Genomic DNA, 19,627 nt, shown 5'->3' with positions numbered 1-19,627 from the left:
GGGCCCGAGCTCGGGGCTGGCCGCCGTGGCCGCCAGCTCGGTGGTCGCCGCCGGCATCACCGAGCAGGTGGACGTCGCCTCCTTCGTGGCGGGCATCACTCTGGCATCCGGGGTGCTCTTCCTGCTCCTGGCCGTGCTTAAGATGGGTTGGATTGCGCAGTTCCTCTCCCGCGCCGTGGTGACCGGGTTCCTGTTCGGGGCGGCGATCGATGTCGTCATCGGGGAGCTTCCCAAGCTCACCGGCAGCCCGGCCAGCGGCAGCAACTCGTTCCAGGAACTGTGGTCGTGGCTGGGGACGGCGGGTGAGTGGAACCAGGCGACCGCGATCGTCGGCGGCATCTCGCTGCTCGTCGTCTTCGGGCTCAGGCGGATCGCCCCGCAGGTGCCGGGCGCGCTGGTGCTGGTCGTCGGCGGTCTGCTCGCGTCCTGGATCTTCCAGCTCGGCGACCGCGGGGTGGCGCTCGTCGGGGACGTGCCGCGCGGCCTGCCCGCCTTGGCGTTGCCGGATGTCGGGCTGATGTGGGATCACGCGGGCACCGTGGCGATCGCCGCCATCGCGCTGGTGCTGATCGGGTTCTCCCAGACGGCCGGCGACGCCCGCACGTTCGCCGCCAAGCACGGCTACCAGGTCGACATCGACCAGGAATCGGTCGCGCAGGGGCTGGCGAACACCGGCGCGGGCCTGTTCCAGGGCATGCCGGTCTCCACCAGCCTGTCGGCGAGCTCGCTCAACGACCACTCCGGCGCCCGCACCGGGCTGGCCTCGCTCACCTCCGGCGTCATGGTGCTCCTGACGCTGCTCGTGCTGGCCCCCCTGTTCTCTGCGCTGCCCAAGCCGGTCCTGGCCGCGCTGATCATCGAGGCCGTCGTCATGGGCATGATCAACATCCCCGAGATGCGGCGCCTCGCCCGCGTTCAGCCCTTCGACTTCTGGGTGGCCATCGCCGCCATCGCCGGCACCCTCACCTTCGGGGTACTGGCCGGCGTGCTGATCGGCATCGGCCTGTCGCTGCTCTGGCTGATCGGGGTTGCCACGCACCCACACATCCCGATCCTCGCCCGGAAGGCCAGGACCGACGTCTTCCGCGAGCTGAGCGAGCATCCTGAGGACGAGCTGGACCCCGGTGTCGCTGTGCTGCGGATGGACGGCGGGCTCTTCTTCGCCACCTCGGATGCCTTGGAGGACAGGCTGCGCGACGTCATCCACTCGCACCCCGGCCTGACCGGCATCGTTCTCGACTGTGCGGGCATGAACTTCATCGACTCCCAGGGCGCTGCGACGATGCGTGATGTCGTCGACCTCGCTCAGGATGCCGGCATCACGCTGCGCCTGGCCCGCCTGAAACCAACCGTCCGTGCCACGCTCGAACGGGACGGCGTGCTCCATCGCATTGGCGCGGGCAATATCCACGGCAACGTCGCCACTGCAGTGCTGGCCCAGCGTGAGTCGTCTGACCCGCCGTCCGAGCCGAGCGGGTGAGGCTGCGCCGATGCCAGAATCCCCCCAGGAAGCACAAAATCGCCCCCGAGTTTCCTCGAGGGCGATTCTGGCGGCAGTTCCTGGAACTACCTTCTGTGGGCTGTTCGCGAAACCCGTCGACTCGCGGAGCGATGTCCACTACGAAATGCGCTCTTCTCCGCGTCGAGCATGTTCTCTCCTCGGCGGTCGGATGTCGGGCCTCGCGTTCCACAAAGAGCACGAACGCGGGCGTGCGCTTCAGCTCACGTGCGACCTGCATCGGAGGGAACTGCTGTTGGTTCGTCTGACTCAAGCAAACCTTCGGCAGTTTCGACGGCGACGACGAGTCGGACACAGAGGGGTACGACGGCGACGTACTGGCGCGGGGCCCGTCGAAGTTAGTCGGCTGTCTGGTCAGGGCTCGCCGCATCCGCCTGGGTCTTCGACCGGCGAAGACCCTGACGGATGAGGTAGGCGCCCCCGACTATGGACCCCGCGCGGATAGCGATGGGGATGAGTGCCCACGCCGACACGATGAGGCCCGCAAGCATCAGCATGATTGATCCCGGGATCGCCGACGCTGTCGACGTAGACGTTCCGAGGCGGGCGATTGTTCCGCCAGACGAGGCGGTGTAGCTGACCGATGTTGTGTCGCCAACTTCCCAGACGCAGGTCTCGAACTTGCTCGGACGAGTTGTGTAGGTCTGCCCCTGAACCTGAAACTCGACAGTGGGGATGCACCCGCCGAGGGGCTTCGACTGGATCTTCGTCACCTCTCCACTCGTGGTCACCTCGGAAGGCCCCGTGAGCGCTTCGGAGATACCGCCGATAAGCCCGAAGACACCGACCACAAAGATGATCAGCCCAATGAGGAATATCTTCGATGCTCTCCGTCCTGCGCCCTCCTTCCGGATCAAGGAGGCAGCTCCCCCTGCTGCGAGAGCTGCACCGGCAGCCCCCATCGCCCCGCCCTGAACACGGTGGTCACCAACGAGGTCCGCAGCGTGATCAAGGAGTGTGCGGGCTGGGGCCGAAGCTGGGATTGCCTCCGGCGCAGCGGGGGCCGAGGGCGCGATAGCGACGATTTCGGCGGGTGCTGCGGGCGGAACAGCCGGCGCGACAGCGACTGCCGAGCTTGACTTTTCTGCTTGGGCGCCGAGCGCCGCCGACGCCATCGCTACGCCTGCAGCCAGCGGTCCGACGGCCAGGCCCGGAAGACCGGTCGTCAGGTTCTTCGCGTGGCTCAGAAAGGATGGCGAGACCTGCGGATCCAGCGCAGGGTCTGCATCCAGAACCTCGACTGCCGCGGGAGGGTCGCTGAGAACCGGTGCCGCGATGTTCACTGCGGGTCCGACCGGCCGCACAACAACAGGTGCCGGAGGAGCAGCGGGTGCAAAATAGTCCAGCCAGTTCGTACCGTCCCACCAACGAAGCTTCGACGCATCGTTCGGATCGGCGTACCAGCCGGCGGGGATCATCTGGTCGGACATAAAACTCCATCGGCGTTCGGGCTGAATTTCTCATACTTTCAGACCGGCGATGCCTCCGGCACTCCCCCGAACCGGTCACGCTCCCACCCAATTGGCCTGTTCTAGCCTCGAAGGCAGAGAACACTCCGTGGCCACGAGCAGGTGGAAACCTCCCGCCAGGCTCTCGCCGCGTCTCAGGCGCGGGTTCGCCGCGCCGTAGCATCCACGGCGAGTGCCATCGTGAAGAATCACACAAGTGGCTGCTGTTCGGGGGCTCACGAGCACTCACAACCTGCAGCGCGCGATTCAAGTTGGGCGCTCCCACTCGCCCGAGGACTCCACGATCCCGCCGTCACCATGGGTTTCTCCCCGGACGGCCAACTACCGCATCGTCCGACTCCCGTCCGATTGCGGTCTGGCGGCAGTCGTGCGCAGCGTCGCCCCGTGCTGATGGGCTCCACGCCGGCGGCGGCCATGAGCACGATCTGGAATCGCGCCGGGTCGGGGTAATCGCGCACAAGGTTCAGGACGACATCGTCGTTCGAGATGCCGCCGTCGGCAAGCGGGCCGCACACGCGCTGGCTCGTGCCTGCATGATTGATCGCTTCGTCCCAGGCGATCCCACCGCCGGGCTGACTCTCCGCCACCGGGGACGTGCCAACTCGAGCCAAGTCGCTCTGGGAATCCCACTTGTTGTCGCCGATCTCGACGCAATCGGGCTCGGCAGCTTTTTGCTGAGCGAGACCTCGCGGCACTGCGATCAGGCATTTGCACGCGGTTGCGGGGTCAACGGCCGGAGGCGTATGGGCCGGCTCGAACTCGCCGTAACGCTAGGCGCCCCCTGCTGCATCACGTCAGAAGTAACGCCATGAGTGCGGCAACGGCGGCGACGGCTAGTCGAGGCGATCGAGACATCGCCACGTGCTAGGGCAGCGCTGCCACTCACGACGGCCTCCGGATTCGTGGGTCCGCTCCCTCGGGCGCGACCGCGTCAGATTCCGGGGATGCCGGCTGGGCAGCCTCCGACCGGCATTTCCGGGCGCCGGACCGGTCCGAACTCGGGCACGCCGTGGGCGGGGATTCTCATCAGGACTACTCGAACTCAGTCTTCGGCTGACCGAGGCAATTCCCGAGCGTGACGTGAGCGAACTCAAAATGGCAGTATTCCTCGTGGGTGATCTCCGGCACGGCATTGGCGTCAGAGACGGTCATCCGCTGAGGCTCGAGACGAAGTCATGGCCAACCCCATTTGCCGCTCTCGGTGCCAGCCGTGGTGCACCCACAACCACAGGACGCGTAGCTGTCCTCAGCCCCTCTACGAGCTCAGACATGCTGGCGCACGTTTTCCGAGCACTGGTTGAGAACGACGGTCCAGCGCACACGGAGTTGTAGCCAGCGACAGGTGGATCCAGTAGTTCCAATAGTCATCGCCGATCCCGCAAATCTGGGTATCGGTTCGAGTTACCCCGGATCTTTCGCTGCTGACGGTGTGCGGCGTAACAGGCCTCGCTTCCCAATCCACGACGGTGAATGAGTAGCCATTGTTCAACGGGAGTGAGATGAGTGTAGCGATGGGTGGCAAAGGCACAGCCGAGCTGACGACGGCCGACACCAGGACCGGGCGCCTGCTGCTCGTCCGCGGTTCACCAGCCGGTATTTCACCGCCCTCCCTCGCGTCTCGCTGAGCGTTTTCCGAAGCAGAGTCACGCACCACGGCGCCCGGATCCGCTGCCATGAACCGCAGGACGTCAACCGGCGGGCAGGGATGAAGCCGCAGCTCTCACCCGCGAAGCGACCCCACAGAGCCCCAGCGCACTTGTTGGCGCCATTCCTGGGCGCCAGCGGCACCGTTTTCGGCCTGCTCCACGTATCCCAGCCTGTAGGCAAACAGCGGGGAATGTCAGATTCGGCCATCCGCGCGCAGTCCCCGCCGGTGCTAGCCACGCTATGGTTCGAGCAACTCGCGGCCCCCTCTGGCGATCACCGCTCGGCGGGCCAAGTACACAGCGCCTCCTCCGAAAAAGACTGCGACGACAGAAAACGCCCCGCCATCGTGGTGCTGGCGAGGCGTTTTCGAGCTGCGCAGTTAGACGCCGACAGCGGCCCGGCTCGGGTCCCACGTCTGCAGCGGAGCGACCGGCGACGCGAACTCAGTGTTCACAGTCACCCAGGCCTGAAGCCTCGGCCCAACCCAGAAGAGGTAAATTCCGAGCGTGATCACCGAGAGCAGGAACCACTTGATCCACTGCCCGAACAGTCCAGTCGCGCTGCCCGTGAAAACCAGCTGCTGCCCGTCGATGAAAGTGTGCTTGGCTCGCCACCGTTCCTTGAGCACCAAGGCGAATGGGTAGCAGATGCCCAGAGTAACCATGGTGACGAGCGCACCGAGGAGTGCAGTACCGAGGTACGTGCCAGCGCCGCCGTCGAATGTGAAGCGAGTTTGCTTGGCCAAATCGATAGTCCTTAAAATTGTGAGTCAGCTGTGACTGAGCTGTGAGAATGGGGCACATGAAGCATATGGGGTGCCGCCGACATGGGGGTTTGGCATGCGTTTGGGCGTGTCGGATTGAGGTCAACGAGAGGGGCGCTGCCGCCACGTGCGTCGCCACAGCACGCGCGGTCTGCTGCCTGGCCGACAGAATGCGCTCCCAGCTCGCTGCGCCTGTCCGCTGATCGGTTGATCAGCTGATCGCACAAGTGAGAAGGAATCCAGGGTTCGCTGTCCAGTCAGTCGAGGCACTGCAGGCTCACCGCGCCTCGGCGGCGAGTTCGCCAAGCCAAGCGGCTCAATAGAGCCTCGTCGTTCCCAGCTGGGGAGGCTGTCGGCCTGGAGAAACGACCACTTCGGCGCGCGCATAGCGAGCTTGGTCAGCGGCACGTGGCATGGAGCCCGATACCGAGTGCCCCATGAAGTTCAGGATCACAGCGCAATCTCCACCAGACTCTTGCGACGATCCAGCTGAGCCAGTTCCTGGCAACCCCAGTATGTGTTCATTCGCGAAGTGGAGTCTCGATGGCAATCTGTCAATCACAGCCCCTTGCTGGCGAGCAGCTGGCTGAACGCGGGGGCAACCCCGCGGAAATACCCCGCCACGCGGCACCCGATACCGCCCGAGAGGGCAAACCCCAAAACTCACGGACAACTTCAGCGAGCGTGAAAGCCAATAGCGCTCCGCCCAAAGTGGCGCCGCCGCCGATCAGAATTCGCCCCCGTGGCCGAAATAAATACGAGAACCGCTCCGGAAACACAAAAACGCCCCGGAGCTTCCTCGAGGGCGATTCTGGCGGTAGTTCCTAGAACTACCTTCTGTGGGCTGTTCGCGAAACCCGGCAGGGCGCGGAAGTCAGCGGACTAGGAAATCCGTTTTCCTCCGCGGGCTGACACTTTTCCTCCACCGCGTGCGAGCGCTAAACCTCACGCCGAGTCATACCGCGAACTTCTCACCAAACGCGGCCTCGAACTGTCGCTCAGAGTAGGTGCGTTTGTTGTAGCTGTACTCTTCCATCACGATGATGTCTCCGGCCCAGGCAAGGAGTCGCTCGCTGGGCTCCGCCTTGTCAAAGCCGGACTCGCCATATCCTTCCTCCCAGAGGGAGAGCACGAGACTTCCATCACTCGAATCAGCATCAGTGGAAGTCTGACCGAGCAACCCAAAAACGTCCTTGCCCGCCCAGGCGATGATTTGCGCGGCATGTCCTCTTGAGCCGTCGAACCTCACGGCGTGTACGTCTGGCTTCCTCACCAGCCTGTGGGTATCTGGGACAAAGGACTCTAGTACTTCTGCCGCTGCGAGCTCCGCCGTCTCTTCCGCACCCGGAACCATGCTCCTGAGGCCAATCTCAGCGAGCGCGAGAAGCATGTCTAGGTAGTCGACATCAATTCGGGTCTCGACTGCGCCCCGCTCGCGGGACCCTTCTCGACGTTCCTTGGACCAAGTGATTGCCCATTGCAATTTCGCTCGGGCTTCGGTCTGGGTAAGCTCGCCGTTTGTCACAATATCTCGTGGGCGGACAACTTCGTTGGTCATACGGGCTCCTGCGCAGGTACTGCCGTGTGCCCGAGCGGCACGCGTCTGAAGACACGTTAGCGAGCCCACGGTTTTATTCAAACTACTCATTCGAGTGCGCGCAGGGCTCTTGAAGTCAAGCTGCGCCCAGCGTGACGGGTTCGGCAGCTGCTTGGTCACCGGCGTGTTACCCGGCGTTGAGTTCGGCCGCGTACTCGCGCGCCGACTCCATGAGTTCGGCCTCGGTCACGAAGTCATCCCACTCGCGCAGGTACGGGCGGATGACCTCGTTGCCGTTACGGCACACGGCGTCGTCGTGCCAGTCGTCATTCATCGTCGGCGAGTACGAGCAGGTCCAACCTGTCGCCTCATACCGCTCCGACATGCTCTGCTCCAGGTACTCGTCTGCACAGGATTCGTCCTGCTGCACCTCCCAATCGGAGCTGTCGTACTCGGCATCTCTGTCGCGCATACTCTCGATGTCCTCGCTGGCGTAGTAGCCACCAAGCGTGCAGGCGGTGAGGCGAGGATGAGGGGGACGACGAGGAGAGGAGGGCGCGCTTCAGGCGCTTCGTGCTACTGACGGCCAGCAAAGAACCCTGGGGACCGCTCTCAGTTGAGTTGAGTCAAGTAGACGGACCGCAGCCCCATTCGAGTGCGACGGGAATCTATAGCCTGGCAGAGTGGGCCTTCGCTTGCCACGAACTCTCATGTCGGACAACACCGCTACGCTCATCAAAACCCTACTCAATCGCCCTGTAATCGTTCAGGTGAAAGCGTTCTGGCGAGTACCCGATGTCAGAGCGCTCTCAGGGCAGAACCCGGAGCATTGCAAGTGAACAAGACCGACCGAAGCGCTTTATTGTCTCGCTGGATCAAGCCTTCCAGCGACACTGAGAAAGATCAGCAGGATCGCGCCGAGCGCATGGTGCGTGAGGCGTTCAGCGCGCATCCCGCTTTTCGCAGTACCGACTACCGGATCTACGCCAAGGGCAGCTACCGCAACAACACGAACGTTCGGCTCGACAGCGACGTGGACATCGTCATCGAACTTCATGAATGCCTCTACTACGACTGGGCTCCGAATGTGACACCGTCGAACCCGGCTCCGACTCCATACACCGGTTCCTGGACGAAAGAAAAGTGGCGCGGCGAAGTCCTCGCCGCAATCACCCAAAAATTTGGAGCTGCCGACGTCGATGGCACTGGCAACATTGCCATAAACGTTGCCGCGAAGTCGGGCAGTCGTCCCAGCATCGATATCGTGCCCAGCTTCCTCTACAAGCAATACAGCGACACTGCTCGAAGCGCATCGCTGGACAGGACCGGGAGCTGTGTCTGGGCGAGCGATGGAAAGAAGATTGTCAATTGGCCGCAGCAACAAGCAGACAATGGCATTGCGAAGAACACCGCTACCGGGGGCCGATACAAGTACTTCGTTCGCGCGCTCAAGAACGCGGAGAACGTCCTCGCTGCGGCAGGGACAATTGTTGAGATGCCTTCGTACTTCATGGAGTGCCTCGTCTACAACGTCGACGACGCGACACTCATGAGCGGCCGCGACCTCGACCAGGGCTTCAAAGCGATGCTCCAGGCCCTGCATCAGCGTTTGGGCAACGAGGCCGACGACAGGATGCTCGAGCCAAATGAGATCAAGTACCTTTTCCACAGCACCCAGAAATGGACTGTGGCGATGGGCCTCGAACTCGTCATTTCTACATGGAACTATCTCGGCTATGGAGATGACGCGTAGTGGGGCGGCCTGCCCCGCTGGTCCGGTTGATCGTGGTCGCGGTCGGCACTATCTATACCGCCGCCTTGTACCTCTCCGGGGTGACCCTCGCTCCTGCTCTCGCTCGCGCGCTGGCGATGTTGCCGCTCCTTGCAGCCGTTCTACTCTGGCTCTGGGACGCATGGCTATGGCGACTACCCGGGTTGCAATCTGCAGCGCATCGCCCGCGACTTGACGGCTTGTGGCGAGTCACGTACCACCCGACTGCGGATAGCCACATACCCGAGGGCGGTAGTCGTGGGCCGATCACCGGCTACTTCGTGATCCGTCAGTCGTTTTGGTTCGTAACAGTTCGCTCATACACGAAGCAGAGCACGAGCGACAGCCGCTCGTTCTACTGGGACCTCCGGCCCGGCAATGATGTGTCAACACTCACCTTCACGTACGAGAACAGTCCGAAGGAATCAGAAACACATCGCAGCATGAGACACTTCGGCACATCACAGCTAGATCCGACGTCTCTACAACCTAAAGAGATAGTGGGTCGGTATTTCACCGATCGCTACACGAAGGGAGACTTGAGTGCGGAGCTGATCAGTCGGACAACCGGGCATGCGTCCTTCGAGTCAGCGGCCTTGCACGCAGCCGGCCAGACGACGCGATCAAAGATCGTGGACGAGAATGCTGGCCAGTTGGTCGACTAACCCGCACAGGAGCGAATTCGCTCATCCACAGATGAATCGCGCGCTGAGAACTGCTCTGTGCAGCGTTCACGGTGCGGACCGCGACAGTCCGACGCCGCTGCGTCAAACGCAGTCTGGTTTGGCTGCCGCAACGCGGCTATCGCGACTGGCCGCAGGCTATCCGAACTAGCTGCAGCCTAGTCGAGGATCATGAGCTAGATACTTAGCTGTTGTCGGGGCTGCGAACGACAAGCCCGACTCCAGACATGATCGTCGCGAAGGTTGCAGCTGCAGCAAGAATTGGTGTCGAAAGGTCGACAGGCATCATGAACGCGAGCAGGCCCACGCTAGCTGCCACAGCGGCCGAGATTAGCCAGAACCGTCGCCTGTGAATGGTACCCGCGTTAATGCGGCGCGTGGCGCCCCGAATAAGGGGAGACTTCGAAAGGTCTCGGTAGGTGTACTGATCTGCTCCAAGGTAAGGAAGCAAGTCCGCTTCACCGAAAACCTGCGCAGTGTTTATCTCGAAGGTGTGAATGGGAGACCCGCCTCTCGAAACCAGCCAAGCGACTGCGCCCGCAAGCACGGAATTTCTGCAGGCGGTGACGTCAAATGCTGCCCCGGCAGCACGCTGGTCCCTCAGGAACTGGGTCAGCTCTTTCTCTTGCACCGAAAGATATGTGAACTGGAGGCGGCCCCAGACGATCTCCTCGAAGAAAGCCTTCATTTCGTCCGGGCGCGCAAGTGGCTCTTTGTAGATCGCAGTCGGTGCGGAGTGCTTGAGGTAAGTGGAATCCATTAGAGACTGCACGAACTGCGTAAGGCCGTGCTGGAGCGCGGTTGCTTGGTTCTCGGGATTTCCTCCCGGTAGATCGCCGACAGCGGCAATGACGAATTGAGTGGTTCCCTGCCGGGCATTATGCCCAATGATATTGAAGTAGACATCCGGTCTGAGCGATGAAGCCAATATGACCAGGCGTTCATCCAACGGGCGCACCTTCCGAACGATCCTTGCCGCGTAGCTTTGCGAGTCTCAAGCGGCTGGCGGCGTCTCGAGCGGACGCGCCGAACCCACAGGATATGGTTAGCCCGCTTAGCTTCTCGAATTCTGATCGCAGGAGATCAATTTGTTCCTTCGAAGGGATCTTTCGCAGAAACGCAAGCACTTCATCGCCAGCAGCAAAACTGATCTCTCCAGAAAAGTCCCGTTCGAGACAACCTCGCAACCATTGGACTGCATGAGATACGCGAGAGCTGATCTGAGACGCGGCGCCGACGTTGTCTTCAAGTAGACACAGCTCGATATTCGCTCCGACATCGTCGCCGTCGAAGTACGCGTAAATGCCGTTCTCTGAATGCAAGCTCACAGTCCGATCGTAGCGCCGACTGACTCCTCGCCCGTCATCGCGGAGACTCTGCGCTGGCAGCTCGGCCATTGCTCGAATCGAGAGGAAGCGGTGTGGCTCGAGCGGTCCAATTGGTCGGGGAAGAGAGAACCGGGAATGCCGAAGGCACACGCTAGTCATGCCGACGAAACGATGACCACACTCTTTCGAAGAACAGCGGAGATTGCGCCCTACTCTGATCCATCCGGCGGCCGAACGCTCACAGGCCCAATAAGGAATGAAGCTCCTCTCGATTCGCCGAGCCTGGGTTCTGAGCTGCGATGCCATCTCTTACTTTGGCGGGACGCATACGGTCGCGGCCGCGAGGCAAGGGGCAAGCTTTCGCATTCCAGCGCCGATCTCGGGTTCGCGCACGAATACGCCCGATCCTTTATCGGAGACAAACCGACTCTTAGTACGCACCAAGTGATTCCAGCTCATTCAGGCGAGTCAAGGAGCGCGGATTTCTCGTAGCCTTCGTTAGGGAGACCCGATCGACTTGTCCTAGAAACGCCACGGCTGCAGAAACTTTGCTTGACTCGATGATTTGCCCCTTCCGCTGTCCAGACCGACAGATCTGGCGCCCGAGCCCTACTCGGCCACCGTCCCCAGCCCGAAGAACCGCTCGAAGTACGCAGCGAGCTTCTCGATCACGCGCTGCTTCTTCTCGCCGTGGCCGCCCTCAGCCGAGAACCGGGACACCGGCGGCAGCACCGTCGCGATCGCTGTCCCCGTCGTGCGGAGCGCACCGTCGCGGAAGGCCTTCTCGATGAAGTCGCGCGTCTCATCGACACGGAGGCGCTCGTCTTCGATGATCGACTCGAGTTCAGCCGCGCGCTGGGCGGCGATGAAGGCCTGCCACTCCTCGTCGATCGCGGCGTCGACCGACACGGAGTCGACGAAGGCCTCGATGAGGTCCTTCTTGTTCCGCAGCGACGGGCTCGAGTCCACGGCCCGGGTGATCTCGGCGCGGATCTCCTTGTCGTCGCCGTCTCCGTGCTGGCTGCGGAACTTCTGCACCAGCATCAGGATGTAGTCGACGTTGATCTCGACCTGCTTGATCAGCTCGATCTCGAATACGACGTCGCCGTTGATGATCTCTTTGTCGGCGTCCTTGTCCTTGCGAAACTCCGCGTACAGGTCGAGGTAGACGCTGCGGTAATCCTGCCCCTGGCGTGCGGTCAGGATCTCGTGGCCGGTGAACTCGTCGAACGACGTGAGGATGTTTTCCAGCCGCAGAATCTGCCCGAACAGCCCGATGAACTCCTTCTGCGCCGCCTCCCCCACGATCTGCTGCCCGAGCGGGAACGACGCCAACAGCTCGCCCACTTTGTCGGCGTACTCGCAGTAGTAGTCGCCGTACGGCTTGAGCAGCACGACGCCGCGGGCGTCCTTGTTGCCGAACAGCTCGAGCGCCGCGTTCGTCTCCTCCTCGAGATCTCGGAAGGCAACGATGTTTCCGTAGGTCTTCACCGAGTTCAGGATGCGGTTGGTGCGCGAGTACGCCTGGATCAGACCGTGCGCGCGCAGGTTCTTGTCCACGAACAAGGTGTTCAGGGTGGTCGCGTCGAACCCGGTCAGGAACATGTTGACCACGATCGCCAGATCAAGCTCCCGGTTCTTCAGCCGCTGCGAGAGATCCTTGTAGTAGTTCTGGAACTTGTCAGCGCTCGTGTCGTAGCTGGTGCCGAACAGGCCGTTGTAATCCTGGATGGCGTCCTCCAGGAAGCCGCGCGCGTCTGTGCTGAGCGCGTCGGTGTCGAAGGCCTCGTCGTCGAGGATGCCGTCATCGCTGGCGTCATTGGCGCCGTACGAGAAGATGATGCCGACTTTCAACCGGCGATCCGGTGAGAGATCAGCCTGCTGCAGCTGGAACTGGTTGTAGTAGCGGCGTGCCGCGTCGATCGAGGCCGTCGCGAAAATCGCGTTGAAGCCGCGCACCCGTTTGCGCCCCCGCACCGCCTCGGCCTGACGGCGGGCCCGGGTCGACTCGGCGACGTTCGTCACAACGGAATGCTCATAGCTGGAGGATCGCTTGGTTTTCTGGTCGAAGTGCTCCAGCGTGTATTTCACGACCTGGCTGATGCGCTCCGGCGCGAGCAGCGCCTTCTCGGTGTCGATGGCCGACACCTGCTTATCGACGACCGCGCCGACCTTGACGGTGTTGACGTAGTCGATGCGGAACGGCAGCACGTTCTTGTCGGTGATCGCGTCGACGATCGTGTACGTGTGCAACTTCTCGCCGAACGCCTGCTCGGTCGTCTTCAACTGGGGATTGCCGCCCGTGCCCGCGTTGGCGGCGAAGATCGGGGTGCCGGTGAACCCGAACAGGTTGTATTTCTTGAACGCCTTCGCGATGCCGGTGTGCATGTCACCGAACTGGGAGCGGTGGCACTCGTCGAAGATGACCACGACGTGGTCCTGCGTGATCGCGTGCCCCTTGTTCGCCTTGATGAACGTCGACAGCTTCTGGATCGTCGTGATGATGATCCGGGCGCCCGGGTCTTCCAACTGCTGCTTGAGGACGGCCGTGGACGTGTTCGAGTTGGCCGCCCCCTTTTGGAAGCGGTCGTACTCACGCATCGTCTGGTAGTCGAGGTCCTTGCGGTCGACGACGAAGAGCACCTTGTCCACACTCGGCAGCTTGGACGCGAGTTGCGCCGTCTTGAAGCTCGTCAGCGTCTTTCCCGAACCGGTCGTGTGCCACACGTAGCCGCCCGCGGCGACCGTGCCGAGTTTCTTGTAGTTCGTGGCGATGTCGATCCGCTGCAGGATCCGCTCCGTCGCGACGATCTGGTACGGGCGCATCACGAGCAGCAGCCGGTCGGCGGTGAGCACGCAGTACCGGGTGAGCATGTTCAGCAGCGTGTGCTTGGCGAAGAACGTCTTCGCGAACGACGTCAGATCCTGGATCGGCTTGTTCTGCGCATCCGCCCACCACGACGTGAACTCGAACGAGTTCGACGTCTTCTTCCCCTTACCCGGCCTCTGGCCTTCCTTGAGGTGCTGGCTGCGGGTCGTGTTCGAGTAGTACTTCGTCAGCGTCCCGTTGCTGATCACGAACAACTGCACATACTCGAACAGACCGGAGCCAGCCCAGAAGCTGTCGCGCTGGTAGCGGTCGATCTGGTTGAACGCCTCACGGATGTCGACGCCGCGGCGTTTGAGCTCGATGTGCACCATCGGCAGGCCGTTGACGAGCACCGTGACGTCGTAGCGGTTCGCGTACTTCGCGACGCCCTCGCCTTGGCCGATCTCGTACTGGTTGACCACCTGCAACCGGTTGTTGTGGATGTTCTGCTTGTCCAGGAGCGTGATGTTCTTCGTCGAACCGTCATCCCGCTTCAACAGCTGGACGTGGTCCTCCTGGATGCGCACGGTCTTCTCGACGATGCCGTCGCTCTTGCCGGCGATCTTGGTCTCGAAGAAATCGATCCACTCCGCGTCGGTGAAGGTGATGTGGTTCAGCGCCTCCAGCTGCGCGCGCAGGTTCGAAACGAGCTGGGCTTCCGAGGTGATCGGCAAGTACTCGTGCGCCTGTGACTGGAGCAAGCGGATGAGTTCTTGTTCCAGCGCGGACTCGGACTGGTAAGCCACCGAGGCGCGGGCATCAGGAACATACTCGGCGACAACGGTGCTCTCCGCAGTGACAGCGATCGGCTCGTACTTCCTGGGAGGGGTTTCTATCACGCGGCAGCCTCCTCGAAGGTCAGCAGCTTGTCGCGGTAGTACTCGTATTGCTTGCGACGCGCCAAAAGCTCAGCTGGGAGGCCGAAGCTCAAGTCGTTCACGAGTGCATCGAACTTGTCCAGGAGCCTAACGATCTTCCTCTGTTCGTCAAGTGACGGCACTGGAATTGGGAAGTCCTTTACCTTCCTCGCGTTCAAGTTCGATTGAGAGCCTTCCCCCAAGTTCTTTAGCCGCTGATACTGGCTGGCGATCCAGTAGAAGACGTATCGGTGCTCCGCTTGTTCTGGGTCAATCTGCAAGTTACAGCACGCTTGATTCGTCGTTAGGGGAATCTCGTTGATGGCAACCTTCGCGGCAGTCGCACCGTACATCGCGACAATGACACAGTGCTTCGGGATCCACTTGGCCGACGAGTTTCGGAGGCCCTCTTCCGTAATGGACATGCTGGTCGAGTCCACCGAACCGAAGTCAACTTCTTGGGTGCGTAGCCAAGGAATATGTCCACCGTAGTAGGCATCGCGACCCGACGATGGTGTTCCGCCCGACGACACCTTGGCGCTGATGCTGCCGAGCGAAGACCAGCGAACGCCGCCATCTTCGGGGAACGCGAAGACCTCCGTCCGGTAGTGCTCGTACTGTCGGCGTCGGGCTTCCAGCTCCGCTTCCAGCTCCGCTTCCAGCTGAGTGTACTGATCCAAGATTCTCACGATCTCCCGCTGCACCTCGAGAGGCGGCACCGGAACCGTGTATGCCCGGATCATCTGAAGGTTCAATCCTCCCCGAGTACCGTCGCCTGACGACACATCGCGCAGCCGGGAGTACTGCGTCTTCAGGAAGTAGAACAGAAAGTCGCTATCAAGCTCACTCTTCGGGACGATGGATGCGAGTGATTGATTAGTACAGCAGTCGAGACGGGTCCTTGCGACCATCCCGCGCGTCTTGCCCTGCCCCGCCAACGCCATAACGACAGACCCGGACGACACAATTTTGGTGCTACAAGAGTCGTATCCGGCCTGCGTAATGAAGGTGTCAGCTTCGTAGATCGTCCCTTTGTTGACCTCGCCCGAACTCAGCCAAGGGATCGTGCCATCCGTCCAATATGCGGCGACCGTTTTGGACGGCGTCGCACCAGACGACACTTCAGCGGTTTCGGCGAGCGTCCTGAATGGAACTCCGCTGGGGCAGAGTTCGGCGATCAGGTCGTCGACCCGGCTCACCTGTCGCCCTCCAGATCGGCCACGATCGCGTCGATCGAGATCCGCAGCTCAGCCTGGCGCGCGACGATGCGTGCGATCTCGGCGTTCAACTCGGCGATGTCGACGACCTCGCGGGTGTCCTCCCGCTCGACGTAGGAGGATACAGCGATGTTGTACTCGTTGGCGGCGATGCCCTCGTTCGACACGAGAGTCGCGAAGTGCGCGGCATCCGCCCGGCCCTCAAGAGTGCTCAGGATCGCCTGCTGGTGGCCGTGGGTGAGTTTGTTCTTGTTACCGACCCGTTTGAACTCGGCCGATGCGTCGATGAAGAGCACCGCGTTGTCGGACTTCGACTTCTTCAGCACAATGATGCAGGTCGCGATGGTGGTGCCGAAGAACAGGTCCGCGGGCAGCTGGATGACGGCGTCGACGTAGTTGTTGTCGATGAGGTATTTGCGGATCTTCTGCTCTGCTCCCCCACGGTACAGCACGCCGGGGAACTCGACGATCGCGGCGGTGCCGTTCACGGCCAGCCAGGACAGGATGTGCATCGTGAAGGCGAGGTCGGCTTTCGATTTCGGTGCGAGCACGCCGGCCGGCGCGAAGCGCTCGTCGTTGATGAGCAGCGGGTTGGCGTCGCCGTCCCATTTGATGGAGTACGGCGGGTTGGAGACGATCGCCTCGAACGGCTCGTCATCCCAGTGGTGCGGTTCGATGAGGGTGTCGCCGTGGGCGATGTCGAACTTCTCGTAGTTGACGTCGTGCAGGAACATGTTGATTCGTGCGAGGTTGTACGTGGTCAGGTTGATCTCCTGGCCGTAGAAGCCGCCCACGTTCTCCGGGCCCAGCACCTTCGCGAACTTCAGCAGCAGGGATCCTGATCCGGCTGCGGGGTCGTAGACCTTGTTGACGCGCGTCTTGCCCATCACGGTGATGCGGGCGAGGACCTCGGAGACCTCCTGCGGGGTGTAGTACTCACCGCCGGACTTCCCCGCCTGCGAGGCGTACATCTGCATGAGGTATTCGTAGGCGTCGCCGAACAGGTCGATCGAGTTGTCCTCGAAGTTGCCGAGCGGCAGATCGCCGATGGCGACGAGCAGCTTGACGAGTTTCTCGTTGCGCTTAGCCACCGTGTTGCCGAGCTTGGAGCTGTTGATGTCGAGGTCATCGAAGAGTCCCTTGAGGTCGTCTTCGCTGTCGGTGCCGACCGCGGAGCCCTCGATGTTTTTGAAGACCCGCTCCAGCGTCTCGTTCAGGTTCGCATCCTGGGGTGCGCGCCGGCGCACGTTCTGGAACAGTTCGGACGGCAGGACGTAGAAGCCCTTCTCCTCGACCGTCGCCGTGCGCCCGAACTCGGCCTCCGCGTCTGTGAGGTGCGCGTAGTCGAAAACCGTCTGACCGGCCTCGTGCTCGCCCTTGTTGATGTAGGCGGCGAGATTTTCCGAGATGAAGCGGTAGAACAGCATGCCGAGCACGTAGCTCTTGAAGTCCCAGCCATCGACCGACCCGCGGAGGTCGTTGGCGATGCGCCAGATGGTCTTGTGCAGTTCGGCGCGCTGAGATTCTTTGGTGGTCGGCGTCATGTGGTTGTGCTTCTCCTCGTACCCAGCGGACTACGTCCTTCGATGACCGCGGGTGCTCTCACCCTACTTGCCCGCGCCGACATGACCGGGACGGCAGATCCGCGGTGATGCGAAACCGATCCTAGCCAGCGTCCGGGTCAAGCAATCGGCTGAGGGCGAGCGCCCTGCCAGCCGAAAGGGTGCCGTACTGAAGCTGTCGGAATTGTCGCCCGAGCCAGCGCGCCAGAGCGAACTCGTGCGGGTCGTCTTGGTTGAGATACGGCAATCCTCCCGTTCGAACTCGGTGAAGCTTGCACTCGTGGAGGCGCATCTGCCAGGCGGCCTGATGCGGGTCCCATTGGAACACCGGTGAGAGATCGAGGCGGATCTGCTGGTACCGGCAGAGGGTGTCGCTGAAGCGGCGTTGGTAGCGGGCCCACTCGGCCATGCGGCGTTCGTCCGGCGGGAGTTGGCTGCGGTCGCGGGTGTTCTCGCGCGGCGCTCTGCCGCCTTCGCGCCCGTGGTGTTCGTAGCGGTGCAGGCTGCGCGCCCAGTTCAGCGGGCGCCGCGGGAAGCCAGTGCCAAGCTCGCCGAAGACGCCGGCAACGAAGCCATCGGCTCGTTCGTAGTGCGCGGACGTATCGTCTGGTTCTGCCGCCTGCCAGAGCGCGGCTGCGTGGGCGTGGAGCTGTGCGGGGGTCTTCTGCTGCATGTGTTCTGCCTGTTCTCGGCGCGGGTGCGCCGTCGCATGCATCTATGCGCGGAAAAGCGAGGTGGCAGCAGGAAAGGGGGATCTTTGTCTTAACGTCGGCGGTTTGGCAGCCGGGGACTCTCTAGCGTTGTCTTCGACCGGCTGCGCCGAACGCGCAGCCGGGGTGCAGCGGAGGGAGCAGGCGTATGACGGACACCGATGCCCTGTACGGCGATGAGGGCGGCTGCTGGATCGTGACGACGAACAGTTCGACGTACCGGTTTGACCTCGACGCAATGGTCGTCACTCGCATCCCCGGTGAGTTCGCGTCGCGCTCGGTCAACGATGTGACACGACCGCTGCTGCAGATCCTGTCCTGTGCGCTGGGCGAACCCGGGTATTGGCAGATGCGGCCCGTCGGCTCCGAAGCCGCCCTGCTGGACTATTTCTGGCAGCGGTCGACTGTGGTCCGCAGCATCGACCGCGCACCCGCCGGCGACCCACCCGAGCCCGGGGTGTGAGTATGCCCGGGTCCGGAGAGGCACTGTCCACGCTGACGGATGACATGGCCGGGCGCTACCTCGTCACCACCATGTCGGGCAGCCGGTACTGGCTGGACCTGGACGGGCGCAGCCTGTGCCGGATCGCACGCACCGACGATGACGAGACGTTGACGCTGCGCCGCGACGGCGAAAAGGTCGACCTGATCGACGTCGAACGGTGCGAGGTGTCGCATCCGATGCTCGTGCTGATCGACCTGCACCTGGAGAACGTGTGGTGCACCACCCGGGAGAGCACCCCTGTGGTCAGCATCATCGTCCTGTCCCCGCGAGCGGTGTTGCAGTGAACGCTGCAGCTGCGGAGCCGTACCGGTACCGGCCGACGCTTGCCCTGCCGTACTGGGATGAGATCGGCGGGTTCATCGAGGACGCCGTCACGGACGCCGCCGCCACCAACGGGCGCGAGCCGCGCACCTTGTTCCCGGCGACGACTGCGTACGTGTTGTGGGCGTGGCAGAGCCGTGGCACACCGCTTGAGCGCACCCGCATCTTCCGTGCCAGCGTGGTCGAGGAGTTCGTGCACCTCGGCATGGGCCACTACCTGCGCGGCAGCAGAGCCACACACCGGGCCACTCTCACCTTGATGGTCCGGGCGCTGAACCCGGCCGACAGCCTGCCGAAACAACGCCCGATCCCCCGGTCGGTACCCACCCAGCCCTACAGCGCCGCTGAGATCGCGGCCCTCCACAGCTGGGCGCTCGGCCAGAACACCTCCCGCCGCCGCCACGACGCGCTCACGTTGCTAGCCCTCGGACTCGGCGCCGGCCTCGCCACCCGGGAGATCCTGGAACTGCGCGTCTCCAGCATGGACATCCGAGGCGACCAGCTGGTCGTCATCGTGTGGGAGAGCCGGCCCCGCGTCGTCCCCGTATTGCCCGACTGGCAGCCGCCGCTGAAGCGCAGCGCTGTCGAGTTCGATCCCGGCGACTGGGTGTTCGTCCCGGGCCGGTCCGGTTCCCGCACCTGGCAAGTCACGGACTTCCTGCACCGGGCGCACACCACTCTGGACGTGCGGCCCAGCCGAATGCGGGCCACCTGGCTCCTGCACCACCTCACCCACGGCACTCCCCCGCAGGAATTCTTGCGGATTTCGGGCCTGAAGAACCTCGCCGCTCTGGACAAAATCGCGACTTTTGCCCCCAGAACGAGGCACAACCAGAACCCATTGATTCCACGTTAATTAGCAATGATCT

Annotated in this window: 16 protein-coding genes; 6 read left to right on the top strand and 10 right to left on the bottom strand. The window is 62.6% G+C overall.

The genetic code is table 11. From position 1 onward, the window contains the following. On the top strand, positions 1-1,480 hold a 1,480-nt coding region (locus GY24_RS10250; RefSeq protein WP_104475543.1), incomplete at its 5' end, for a SulP family inorganic anion transporter. 377 nt (positions 1,481-1,857) lie between these two features. Here GY24_RS10250 and GY24_RS17975 read toward each other — a convergent pair. The 4 genes from GY24_RS17975 to GY24_RS10230 all read right to left on the bottom strand — a co-directional run bounded on the left by GY24_RS17975 (position 1,858) and on the right by GY24_RS10230 (position 7,407). After that, complete coding sequence (locus GY24_RS17975; RefSeq protein WP_104475541.1) at positions 1,858-2,949, bottom strand: DUF2510 domain-containing protein; 1,092 nt, start codon at positions 2,947-2,949, stop codon at positions 1,858-1,860. A 2,065-nt stretch (positions 2,950-5,014) separates the two neighbouring features. Next, positions 5,015-5,380 carry a DUF898 family protein gene (locus GY24_RS10240; protein ID WP_104475540.1) on the bottom strand — a complete coding sequence of 122 codons (366 nt, stop codon included), beginning with the start codon at positions 5,378-5,380 and terminating at the stop codon, positions 5,015-5,017. 973 nt (positions 5,381-6,353) lie between these two features. After that, positions 6,354-6,956: a hypothetical protein gene (locus GY24_RS10235; RefSeq protein WP_133161162.1), complete on the bottom strand. Its 603-nt coding sequence runs from the start codon at positions 6,954-6,956 to the stop codon at positions 6,354-6,356. A 166-nt stretch (positions 6,957-7,122) separates the two neighbouring features. Beyond that, complete coding sequence (locus GY24_RS10230) at positions 7,123-7,407, bottom strand: hypothetical protein (protein WP_104475538.1); 285 nt, start codon at positions 7,405-7,407, stop codon at positions 7,123-7,125. Between the two features lie 363 nt (positions 7,408-7,770). Here GY24_RS10230 and GY24_RS17490 point away from each other — a divergent pair, with 363 nt between their 5' ends. Further along, a complete protein-coding gene (locus tag GY24_RS17490; protein WP_133161161.1) occupies positions 7,771-8,688 on the top strand; it encodes a nucleotidyltransferase family protein in 918 nt (305 codons plus the stop codon). Between the two features lie 116 nt (positions 8,689-8,804). Beyond that, positions 8,805-9,371 carry a Cap15 family cyclic dinucleotide receptor domain-containing protein gene (locus GY24_RS18235; RefSeq protein ID WP_456080961.1) on the top strand — a complete coding sequence of 189 codons (567 nt, stop codon included), beginning with the start codon at positions 8,805-8,807 and terminating at the stop codon, positions 9,369-9,371. 202 nt (positions 9,372-9,573) lie between these two features. Here GY24_RS18235 and GY24_RS10220 read toward each other — a convergent pair whose 3' ends face one another. From GY24_RS10220 to GY24_RS10200, 6 genes are all read right to left on the bottom strand, one after another. Continuing rightward, entirely contained in the window at positions 9,574-10,338 is a 765-nt protein-coding gene (locus tag GY24_RS10220) for a hypothetical protein (protein WP_133161160.1), read from the bottom strand. Beyond that, the gene (locus GY24_RS17650) at positions 10,331-10,717 is read right to left on the bottom strand and encodes a mCpol domain-containing protein (RefSeq protein WP_161498720.1); all 387 of its coding nucleotides are present in this window, start codon (positions 10,715-10,717) and stop codon (positions 10,331-10,333) included. Before GY24_RS17650 ends, GY24_RS10220 begins: the two co-directional genes overlap by 8 nt. A 609-nt stretch (positions 10,718-11,326) precedes the next feature. After that, complete coding sequence (locus tag GY24_RS10215) at positions 11,327-14,425, bottom strand: type I restriction endonuclease subunit R (RefSeq protein ID WP_104475535.1); 3,099 nt, start codon at positions 14,423-14,425, stop codon at positions 11,327-11,329. Then, positions 14,422-15,642, bottom strand: coding sequence for a restriction endonuclease subunit S (locus GY24_RS10210; protein ID WP_104475534.1), 1,221 nt, complete (start codon positions 15,640-15,642; stop codon positions 14,422-14,424). Before GY24_RS10210 ends, GY24_RS10215 begins: the two co-directional genes overlap by 4 nt. Beyond that, positions 15,639-17,204, bottom strand: coding sequence for a type I restriction-modification system subunit M (locus GY24_RS10205; RefSeq protein ID WP_104475533.1), 1,566 nt, complete (start codon positions 17,202-17,204; stop codon positions 15,639-15,641). Before GY24_RS10205 ends, GY24_RS10210 begins: the two co-directional genes overlap by 4 nt. A 121-nt stretch (positions 17,205-17,325) precedes the next feature. After that, positions 17,326-17,895 carry a hypothetical protein gene (locus tag GY24_RS10200; protein ID WP_104475532.1) on the bottom strand — a complete coding sequence of 190 codons (570 nt, stop codon included), beginning with the start codon at positions 17,893-17,895 and terminating at the stop codon, positions 17,326-17,328. A gap of 185 nt (positions 17,896-18,080) precedes the next feature. Here GY24_RS10200 and GY24_RS10195 point away from each other — a divergent pair, with 185 nt between their 5' ends. The 3 genes from GY24_RS10195 to GY24_RS10185 are packed head-to-tail and all read left to right on the top strand — an operon-like array spanning position 18,081 to position 19,614. Continuing rightward, entirely contained in the window at positions 18,081-18,395 is a 315-nt protein-coding gene (locus tag GY24_RS10195) for a hypothetical protein (protein WP_104475531.1), read from the top strand. A 2-nt stretch (positions 18,396-18,397) separates the two neighbouring features. Further along, the gene (locus tag GY24_RS10190) at positions 18,398-18,721 is read left to right on the top strand and encodes a hypothetical protein (protein WP_104475530.1); all 324 of its coding nucleotides are present in this window, start codon (positions 18,398-18,400) and stop codon (positions 18,719-18,721) included. Continuing rightward, positions 18,718-19,614 carry a site-specific integrase gene (locus GY24_RS10185; protein WP_104475529.1) on the top strand — a complete coding sequence of 299 codons (897 nt, stop codon included), beginning with the start codon at positions 18,718-18,720 and terminating at the stop codon, positions 19,612-19,614. Before GY24_RS10190 ends, GY24_RS10185 begins: the two co-directional genes overlap by 4 nt. Positions 19,615-19,627 lie beyond the last annotated feature (13 nt).

Origin of the sequence: Microterricola pindariensis (genome assembly GCF_002936985.1) — a bacterium.
In the GTDB taxonomy this organism is placed as follows: domain Bacteria; phylum Actinomycetota; class Actinomycetes; order Actinomycetales; family Microbacteriaceae; genus Microterricola; species Microterricola pindariensis.
Note: the sequence above shows the minus strand (reverse complement) of the source record. Positions and strands in the feature narration are given on the sequence as shown.

Coding starts and splice junctions, on each gene's coding strand:
- GY24_RS17975 (WP_104475541.1), bottom strand. CDS start 2,949: ATGTCCGACCAGATGATCCCCGCCGGCTGGTACGCCGATCCGAACGAT.
- GY24_RS10235 (WP_133161162.1), bottom strand. CDS start 6,956: ATGACCAACGAAGTTGTCCGCCCACGAGATATTGTGACAAACGGCGAG.
- GY24_RS10230 (WP_104475538.1), bottom strand. CDS start 7,407: ATGCGCGACAGAGATGCCGAGTACGACAGCTCCGATTGGGAGGTGCAG.
- GY24_RS18235 (WP_456080961.1), top strand. CDS start 8,805: ATGTTGCCGCTCCTTGCAGCCGTTCTACTCTGGCTCTGGGACGCATGG.
- GY24_RS10205 (WP_104475533.1), bottom strand. CDS start 17,204: ATGACGCCGACCACCAAAGAATCTCAGCGCGCCGAACTGCACAAGACC.
- GY24_RS10200 (WP_104475532.1), bottom strand. CDS start 17,895: ATGCAGCAGAAGACCCCCGCACAGCTCCACGCCCACGCAGCCGCGCTC.
- GY24_RS10195 (WP_104475531.1), top strand. CDS start 18,081: ATGACGGACACCGATGCCCTGTACGGCGATGAGGGCGGCTGCTGGATC.
- GY24_RS10190 (WP_104475530.1), top strand. CDS start 18,398: ATGCCCGGGTCCGGAGAGGCACTGTCCACGCTGACGGATGACATGGCC.